The sequence below is a fragment of the Candidatus Omnitrophota bacterium genome (assembly GCA_016209275.1).
GTDB lineage: Bacteria > Omnitrophota > Gorgyraeia > Aquiviventales > Aquiviventaceae > JACQWM01.
Window position 1 is genome coordinate 1 of sequence record JACQWM010000005.1, and the last position, 8,638, is coordinate 8,638.

Sequence of the window (8,638 nt, forward strand, 5' to 3'; positions counted from 1 at the left end):
CAGAAGGAGTGGCGGGGAGGGGATCGCAGAAGAAGAAGCCGTCGCGATGGACGACGTCGCCCTTCGTCAGCGGAAAATCCGGGACGGGGCTCATTTTATGGCTAAATCAGGCAAGGTCAGGAGTCTCACAGCGGTGCCCTCCGGGTGGGAATGCTTCATGGTATCAAACCCTGGCGGCGGTTACGAATCTTCTCGTTCGCGGTCTTTGGCCCGCTCTTCCAGCAACGCTTTGGTCGCCTTGCCTCCGGCGCCGAGGATCCCGGCCATGTGCGACGTTTGCTTCATGGGAGATTCAAGAACTCGCAAGATGGGACGCGCGAGATAGAGACGCCCCCAGGCGCGGCCGGTGATTTCTTCTACCATGCCTTTCTGCTGCAGAAGCATCACGGCCTGTCTAGCCGTCGGATTGGAGACGCGCAGGACTTCAGACGCTCTCGCAACCGTCAGATAGGGGTTGATAAATAGCTGGTCAAGCAGTGCTAGCGCTTTCGGCCGGTCGCGCAGACGCGCGCGGAACTCCTCGCGAAGATGCATCAGTTGCCCCGCCTGACGCACCGCTTCCTGGGCCGTGTCTGCCACACCCGCTAAGAAAAACCGCAGCCATGCGGACCAGTCGCCGTGTGTCCGTACCCGCTGAAGCAACCCATAATATTCATCCCGGCGGGTTTCGATGTACGCGGAGAGATAGAGGAACGGCTGCGACAAGCGCCCGCGCTCGATCAGAAAGAGCGTAATCAACAGACGCCCGATCCGTCCATTGCCATCAAGGAACGGATGAATCGCTTCAAATTGTTCATGCATGAGCGCGCACTGGATGAGATCGGGCAGACGTCCCCGCTCGTGCAAAAATCGCTCCCAGTCGGTGAGCGCTTCGTGCATTGCGTCGACGGGCGGTGGGACATAGGTCGCCGTTGCGGGAGTGCTTCCTGAAGAGCCGATCCAATTTTGTGAACGGCGAAACTCGCCTGGAGTCGCTCGGTCTCCGCGAACCCCCTTCATCAACCGCGCATGGAGCTCACGGACAAGACGCAAGGAGAGGGGTAGCTGATCCAACCGCTTGATGCCATACTCGAGCGCCACCACGTAGTTGCGCACCTCGCGCACATCCGCATCATCACGATTGCCGGGCCCCTCTTCCATCTCCTCGCGCAAGAGATCGGAGAGCTGGGTTTTCGTGCCTTCGATCCGCGAGGACAGCACGGCTTCTCGACGCACGTAGGGTTCAATCAGCAGATGCGGGTTCGGGAGATGCCGCCCGAGGCCGGAGAGCTCACTGAGCGCAGCGTCGGCCCGTGAGAGCGCAACGACCATGTCGTCATCATATGTCAGCGCCGGGGGCAATGGTGCGGGAAGAAATGCCGCGTAGCCTTGCGGCGTATGAATGATCTTGCCGGCTTTTGGTGAATGAAAATCGTGTGGGTTCATGTTGTCGATGAATCACTCCGTAACCCCGCTTTCAAAGCTAAATACTCTTTGAAAGAAAGTACCATAAAACTTTCAAAGAGTCAAGAGTATTATCTAGGAGGTTTTAAAGCGCAGCGTGCGTTAGACTTGGGGTGGAAAAACCGTGACGATGTTCATTTCACGGCTAGTTCATTTGAGGTTAGGAGTTTCATAGTCGTGCCCTCCGGGTGGGAATGGCATCAGAAGGGGTGGCGGGGAGGGGATCGCAGAAGAAGAAGCCGTCGCGATGGACGACGTCGCCCTTCGTCAGCGCAATCGGCCGGCGAAAGATCGGACCGTCATACACAAAGGTGTTGATATCGGTATAGGCCATGGCGGCTCAGACTATCTTGGTCGCCATTTCGGCAACCGTTCCGAACGCTCGTTCCAGATCGAACTCCGCGAAATCGCTTGCCCGCAGCACGGGCTTCAATTGCGGTTCAAGCTGTTGCCGAAGCGCGGCCAGACGAGGCTCGGAGACATCCACCGGCACATGGCCAGGCACCGCCAGTTTCCGTCGGACCAGTCGGACTAACTCAACATCGTGCGGTTGAAGGTCCAGCCGGCGCACCGCGTAATCAATATCGAAGAAATCACGGATGGCCACTTCGCGTCGGGACAAGGCGGCCCTGAACTTCTCCGCAAATGCTTCCGTCCGCGACATGCACCGCACGGTGGACGGCTGCACGAGCGGCTGACCGGAGACCGGATCGAGCAGGATCGTCTCCGCCACACCGCTAAGCACGGGCGTCAAGAGGGGTTCGCGCAAGCCAACCTCGATCGCGATGGTGTCTTCCTGCCGGCTGAGCTGCGACGTGTAGCCGATGGCCGCGATGTATTGCGTCGAACTGTTCGCCCCGGTCAACGGCTGCACGATGCGGAACGCCGGCAGGTGGCGCGCAAGCGCGGCGAGCGCTTTCTTCATCCCTGCCATTCGGGCGCTCCGTTCGGCGCGGGAGGCATCGGTGGGCATGGGAATGACAAAATCCAAGTCCTCGCTCAGGCGGTAGAATCCGGCATGCACCTTGGCCAGGCATGTGCCCCCTTTGAAAACCAGCGCCTCATCCGCCGCCTCCAGATACTCCAGCAGTACGGTACAGAAGTAGTCTTTCTCGATGAGCCGCGGCGCGAACGCCGTCTCGGCCGCCGTGAAATTCACCGCTTCGCGAAACAGATCGGGGTCTTCATGAACACGACTGCCGGATGGCTCACCCGCGGTCATTGAGCACGACGCCCCAGCGGCGGTTCACCGTTCCCCGTTTCGGCTTGGTGGGAATCCACGGGATCAAACTGGTGGACGGTTTCAGCGCCCGCTCCAACTTCCGCAGCAGCGATTCGCCAATGCCTTCGCGCTCCACGAGCGCGCCCATGCGCCGAATCGTTCCCGTGTTGCCATATCGCAGGGTGGTCTGCACGAGCTCCGCTGCGCTGATCCGATTCGCGCCCAATTCACGGCGAATCCACTCATACCCCCGCGGCAGGCTGTTGAATCGCGACCAGTCATACACCGCATCCACCAGCGTACGCACCCGCGAAGCATACACGGCGGTCTGGCCTTCCGTGGTCTCGACCTCCTCCGTGCTGCCGAGCCGCTCATCCGCCACCCCGATCAATGTAAGCGCGACCGACCCAATGACCCGGTCGCCCGACAGCCGGTTGTTGTAGGCATAGAGGCGGGTCGGCACCTGCTCGTCCAATCCGTAGCGGTTGAACGCATTAGGCCCGCAAATCTGGTAACGCCCTTTCTGGTCCTCCATCAGCGTATTTAACGCGAGCACGTCGTCTGGACTCCACTTGCCGCCCAGCGGGAGCCTGGGGGGCACCAAGTACAGCCCCCGCCACACACGGGCGATCAACCCTGCTTTCGCCAATCGGCTGAGCAGTTTCCGCTCCTGTATCGCAGATAGCCGCAGCGGTTTGCCCAGTTCTCCCGACCGCACAATGGACAGCCCTCGCAGCTGCACATACGCGAACAGTGTCGCCTCGATCCGTCCTAATCCCCTTCTCATGATTGTACTATATAACAGATATAATCCATTTTCAAGGGATTATCTTGTAAATAGAATACACCCACGTCAGGCAGAAAATCCTGAAAATCCGGGACGGTTCTCATTTTAGGGCGAGCTTAGAGGCATCGGAAGGAGTGGCGGGGAGGAGGTCGCAGAAATAGAAGCCGTCTCGCTCAACGATCTCACCCTTGGTCAGCGGAATCGGATGGCGAAAGATGGGGCCATCATACACAAAGGTGTGGAACTCTCCCTTTTCGCCGCAAGGATCGGCCGAGGCCGGCAGCTCATCGAGGAGGGATGCGTCAAACTCCCGCCCGCAGAAGCCGGGATCGAGTTGTTTGGGGTCGATGCAAACCAGGATGGCTCGGAAGCCAGCCGCGATGAAATCACGGGCCAGTTGCTGCGTATCTTTCTGCCACAAGGGAAAGAGCCCTCGCATGTTCAGTTGAGCGAGGTTGGTTTCCCGGTAGCGACGGATGTCTTCGAGGAACAGATCGCCGAAGACGACGCGCGAGACTCCGCGGGCTTGGTAGCGCAAGAGCAGCTCGCGCATCGCCGCTTCGTAGATCGCATTCGAGGCCTTGATAGGGATGCGCACCTGCTCCAGCGGCAACCCCAGGAGGTTCGCCTGTTGCTCTAACAGCGCTCGGCGAACCCCGTGCATGCTGATGCGCTCATAGCCTTCGGTCACCGTGGTCAGGAGCGCTGCAACGCGGAGGGTTGGGTCTTGGAGCACGGTGTAGAGCGCGAGGGCGCTATCTTTGCCTCCGCTCCAACACATCAGCACCGGTTCGGCCGACGGGATGGTTGTTGCGTCGTCCACGGCTGCGTCCTCACGATTTCTCATGTATGTTTGGTAACACGATCTGCTGCAGCTCCGGGGAGGACCTGAGTGACTCGCGGATACGTTTTTGCCATCTCGCCGGCAGCGAACGGTAGAGGCTACGGACGACCGAGGATTCGCCCTTGGCGGCCAGCGCCTGAAGCACCTCATAAGCCTCTGCGCGCTCTTTGGCTTGTTTCCCTGTCCTGCGCTGTGCGATAAGCAGCTTATGGAGCGCGAAGGCGGCGGGATGCGGAAGTCTAACCGTGATATGGTCAACGGTAACGCTGATCGTCTGTTCAGTCAGCAGGTTCAGGAAGCGGAGTGCCTGCGCCTGCACGCCGAGCTGGGGCACGCGAACAGGGCCTTCGCTTCCCCGACCCCGCTCGGGCACGAGAAACTCAATGATGAGCTCAGGGTGCACCAGCCGCATATAGCCTTGCCGGTGAAAATCGACGAGAAAGCCGAAATCTTCCATGAGTGCTGCCACATCAACGGCCCGTTTTGAGCCGATTTTTGGGGTGATAAGAAAGTCGATGTCACGCGTCCGAATGGATGGCCCGTAACCGACACCCGTGAAGTACCCCTGATAGAAATAGCGGCACCAGCTCCCAATAATAATGAGCCCGCTGAGCACGCCCGCCTCATCGAGCCGTTTGAGCACCTTACGACAGAGCGCGTATTGCGTTTCCATGGAGTGCTTTCTGCAAAAAGGCGATTTGATGCTTCACTTGCCTGAGGAGTTTCCGGTATTGCAGCCGCTTGCGCCGGACCTGCTGGTACTTGCCACGCGCTTCGATGGATAGACGTCCCTTATAGAGGAACTTCACGCGGGCACCCTGCCGCATGGCTAGGTAATAGTAGCGATGGCCCTTGATCTGCTTGCCGACCAAACTTCCCCGCGGCAGCCGTCGCAAGGCGTCCTCATAGCGCCGCCTCATGCGGACAGAGTTCGACAGCTCCTCCTTCAGCACTCCTGCGAGAATGTTCATCTGGCTACTCGATGGTTAACAAACAAAAAAGTTATAACAAGCTATATGTTTGGTAACCATCTATAGCGTACCCGCCAGTCAAGCCTTCGTCAAGTTATTAGTCAATCTGTGATATCAAACCCGGGCGGCGGTTGAAAGCGGCGATCAGACGGCGAGCCAGGGGCCGTGGGTGCGCAGCCACGCGCAGCGCTGCTGGTACTCAGGATGGTGGGCCGCAACCAGCGCCCAAAAGTCGCGGGAATGGTTGCGCTCTTTGAGGTGGGCGAGCTCATGCACGACGACATACTCCAGCACCTCGCGCGGCGCCATGATGAGATGGTAGCTGAAGCTCAGTGAGCCGCTGGGCCAGCAACGACCCCATGTCCGACGGAGCGAGCGCACGTAAATCCGCCCGGGGCTGAGTTGCATCGACGAGGCTAGGGCTTCTGTGCGCTCCGTTAGGGTCTGCAGCGCTTGCTGCTTCAGCCAGCGGCTGAGCACGCGGCGCGCCCCATCGATGCTTGGCGTGCGCGTGGCGACGACGAGGTGTTGGTCGTCGATCAGCGCCACCGTGCCTCGCCGCCCGCCGATCACGCGCACCGTCAGCGGCTGGCCTCGGTAGAGCAGGCTTTGCCCATACGGCCAGCGTTTCGGCAACCCCTGCCATCGACGCTCAAGGCGCGCGATCCAGCGCAGCACCCACCGCTGATGCCGTCTGAGAAACGCCGACGCGTCATCTGGCGCAAACCCTCTTGGCGCCGTCACGACCAGCCCTGCGGCCGGATCCATCCACAGACCGGGATGACGCGCACGGCTGCTTGCGCGCAGCGTATAGGTGAGCTGACGCTCCCCCAGCGTGGTCGTCGCCGAGGTCAGCTCTGGCATGGCGCGCTCAGAAGATCATGCGGATGCCCACAAGCGTCGGAGAATCTTGAGGGCGTCATGGAATGTTTCAGAGGCGGGACGGTTGTCTAAGATGCGGGTCCAATCGCGGGAGGACCAGCCGCGGACCGGCTCGAAGTCCGCGCGCATGCGGTCGTAATGCTCCGGCCTGGCTTCAGAGAGGTCGCTCTTGGTCGCGTAGCGCGCGGCGATGCGTTTCAGGGCCACCGCCTTCGGGATCGCGCATTCGAAAAAGTGGAACGAGGCGCGATGCCGCGTGGCGATGCGGCGCAGAAGGACTCGGCCCTCGGCTTTTGAAAAGGTGCCGTCGCAGACGACCGAATGCCCTGCTCTGATGAGCTGCTCGGCCCGCCGCTGCATCCGCTGATACACCAGCGCAGAGACGTTTGAGGAGTAACGGCCGGAGGCGAAATGGCCTTTTGGATTCGGCAGATGGCCGAATTCTCTGCTTCGGATTTCATCCGTCCGCAGCCAGGTGGCACCCAAGGCTTCGGCCAGCGACCTCGCCAGCGTGCTTTTGCCGCTGCCGATTAACCCACCGACGACGATCAAGCGAGGCGGGGCGAACCGGCGGGCATAGCGCACCGCCAGCTGAAAATGTTTGCGGGAAATGCCTTTAACACGGCGGCCTTCGATGGAGCGGGGATGCTGCAGCCAGGCAAACCCGCGCACTTTGCCGCGCACCACGCTGCGGTAGCATTGGTAAAATGGCAGCACCGATGCCAAGGTCGCATCGCGCAGCCTTCGCTGATATTGCTTGACCAAGATTTCCGCCAGATCGTGCCGCCCGCGGAATTCTAAATCCATGACCAGGAAGCTGAAATCATTGGCCATGTCGCCGCAGCGAAAGGCCGGTTGAAACTCGACGCAATCAAAAATGTTCGCCGGCTTTGAGAGGCAGATGTTTTCGCAGCGCAGATCGCCGTGGCCATCGATGATTCGCCGCTTGGCGAGACGCCGTGCCAGGATCGGCTCATGCAACGCCAGGTACTGCCGATACGCCGACTCAAGAAACGCCTGGTCCTTTTCTAGCAGTAGCGTGCCCAAGAACGGCTGGCATTCGCTGAGGTTGCCCAAGACGAGCGCTTGCACCGCCTCAGGTGTGCCGTAGCGATCGATGGCACGGCTGCGGGCGGCGGCGCGGAAAAACTTGGCGAGATGATCGCCGATTTCCTGCATGTCGGCGCGGGTGACCGCGCGCTTGGCGACGAGCTGATCCAGCATGCGGTTCTCAGGCAGCCGCCGCATCTTCACGACCCAGTCGATGATTGTTCCGGTTCCGCCAAGACGCAATCCAGTGCCGGTGTCAATGATGGGAACGATGCCAAGGTAAATCGCGGGTGCGAGGCGGCGATTCAGCGAGAGTTCGAGGAGGCAGAATTTCTTGCGCAGGGCCACCGTCGAGGCGTCGAGAAACGGAAACTTGACCGCCTTTTTGAGTTTGTAGGCGTAGTCGCCGGCCAAAAACACGAGGGAGACGTGCGTCTCGCGCCGCTCAATCCGCCCGACCGGATGCGGGTAGCTGTCCCGGCGCAAGAAGAATCTGAGCAGGCGTTGTTCGTGCTGATGCATGAGGGTTCACATTCTACCACGAAGGCTTGCGTTTTGGGATGAAGCCTGCTAGAGTACCTCATCAGATGGAGGTGCGGATGGCTGACGTTCGCGTCAGACGTATCTGGCTCGTGTCGCTGAGTTTGCTTGCCTGCCTTACCCTCCCCGCTCTCGCCTTCGCTGAAACCACTACCGCGTGCACCACCTGCGAACCCATGGATGCGGGCAAAGCCGTCGGCAAGCTCATGCGCGGCGCGATCAACATCTGCACCGGCTGGGTGGAAATCCCCAAGCGCGTCAACGAAACCTCCCAGACCTCCGGAGCCGCCGCCGGCTTTACCTGGGGGGTTCTTCGCGGCTTCGGCCATGGCTTCATCCGCACCGCCGCCGGTTTGTATGAAGTCGTCACCTTTCCGTTTCCGGCACCGCCCGGATATGCTCCGGTGATTCAACCCGAATACATCTTTTCGTAGCGCACATAGCGCAACGCTAACCGAGGAGGTGGAGGGATGGCATCCGGGTATGGCGCATGGGGCAATACGATGATTGTCGAACCGGTGCAAGCCTTGGTCAACCAGCTGATGGTCTTCCTGCCCACCTTGCTGGGCGCTCTGCTGCTGCTGCTGATCGGGTGGTTGGTGGCGGTGTTGATTCAAAACATCGTCACGCGCGTCCTCAAAACGATTGCGCTGGATAAGCTGGCCGACCAGATCCAACTCAGCGACGTGCTCGCCAAGGGAGGCATCAAGCGGAAGTTCTCCGAGCTCATCGGGCTCATCGTCTACTGGCTCGTGATGCTGGCGGTGCTGATGGTCGTGTTCAATGCGCTGCAGTTGACCGTCGCCGCGCAGCTGCTCCAATCCGTGGTGACGTTCCTGCCGAACGTGATCGCCGCCTTGTTCATCCTGGTGGTGGGGGTGATTGCGGCGGTCTTCCTC

At 60.3% G+C, this 8,638-nt stretch carries 11 protein-coding genes; 2 read left to right on the forward strand and 9 right to left on the reverse strand.

What is annotated here, in order from left to right:
- Positions 1–180 precede the first annotated feature (180 nt).
- The 9 genes from HY737_01265 to HY737_01305 all read right to left on the reverse strand — a co-directional run bounded on the left by HY737_01265 (position 181) and on the right by HY737_01305 (position 7,721).
- Positions 181–1,425 carry a Fic family protein gene (locus HY737_01265; protein MBI4597017.1) on the reverse strand — a complete coding sequence of 415 codons (1,245 nt, stop codon included), beginning with the start codon at positions 1,423–1,425 and terminating at the stop codon, positions 181–183.
- A 187-nt stretch (positions 1,426–1,612) separates the two neighbouring features.
- Positions 1,613–1,777, reverse strand: coding sequence for a hypothetical protein (locus tag HY737_01270; protein MBI4597018.1), 165 nt, complete (start codon positions 1,775–1,777; stop codon positions 1,613–1,615).
- A 6-nt stretch (positions 1,778–1,783) separates the two neighbouring features.
- Positions 1,784–2,665 carry a nucleotidyl transferase AbiEii/AbiGii toxin family protein gene (locus tag HY737_01275; protein ID MBI4597019.1) on the reverse strand — a complete coding sequence of 294 codons (882 nt, stop codon included), beginning with the start codon at positions 2,663–2,665 and terminating at the stop codon, positions 1,784–1,786.
- Positions 2,652–3,452: a hypothetical protein gene (locus HY737_01280; GenBank protein ID MBI4597020.1), complete on the reverse strand. Its 801-nt coding sequence runs from the start codon at positions 3,450–3,452 to the stop codon at positions 2,652–2,654. Before HY737_01280 ends, HY737_01275 begins: the two co-directional genes overlap by 14 nt.
- A 100-nt stretch (positions 3,453–3,552) precedes the next feature.
- Positions 3,553–4,233, reverse strand: a complete 681-nt coding sequence (locus HY737_01285) for a diphthine--ammonia ligase (GenBank protein ID MBI4597021.1) — start codon at positions 4,231–4,233, stop codon at positions 3,553–3,555.
- A gap of 52 nt (positions 4,234–4,285) precedes the next feature.
- Positions 4,286–4,969, reverse strand: a complete 684-nt coding sequence (locus HY737_01290; protein ID MBI4597022.1) for a hypothetical protein — start codon at positions 4,967–4,969, stop codon at positions 4,286–4,288.
- On the reverse strand, positions 4,941–5,267 hold the full coding sequence (locus HY737_01295; GenBank protein ID MBI4597023.1) for a hypothetical protein: 327 nt from the start codon (positions 5,265–5,267) through the stop codon (positions 4,941–4,943). The genes HY737_01290 and HY737_01295 overlap by 29 nt, the downstream gene beginning before the upstream one ends.
- Before the next feature lie 144 nt (positions 5,268–5,411).
- Positions 5,412–6,131 carry a M48 family metallopeptidase gene (locus HY737_01300; GenBank protein MBI4597024.1) on the reverse strand — a complete coding sequence of 240 codons (720 nt, stop codon included), beginning with the start codon at positions 6,129–6,131 and terminating at the stop codon, positions 5,412–5,414.
- Positions 6,132–6,146: 15 nt separating this feature from the next.
- Positions 6,147–7,721, reverse strand: coding sequence for an AAA family ATPase (locus HY737_01305; protein ID MBI4597025.1), 1,575 nt, complete (start codon positions 7,719–7,721; stop codon positions 6,147–6,149).
- 77 nt (positions 7,722–7,798) lie between these two features.
- Between HY737_01305 and HY737_01310 the strand changes: the two genes are divergently transcribed.
- Positions 7,799–8,173: an exosortase system-associated protein, TIGR04073 family gene (locus HY737_01310; GenBank protein MBI4597026.1), complete on the forward strand. Its 375-nt coding sequence runs from the start codon at positions 7,799–7,801 to the stop codon at positions 8,171–8,173.
- 36 nt (positions 8,174–8,209) lie between these two features.
- A partial coding sequence (locus HY737_01315; protein ID MBI4597027.1) for a hypothetical protein occupies positions 8,210–8,638 on the forward strand: 429 nt, incomplete at its 3' end.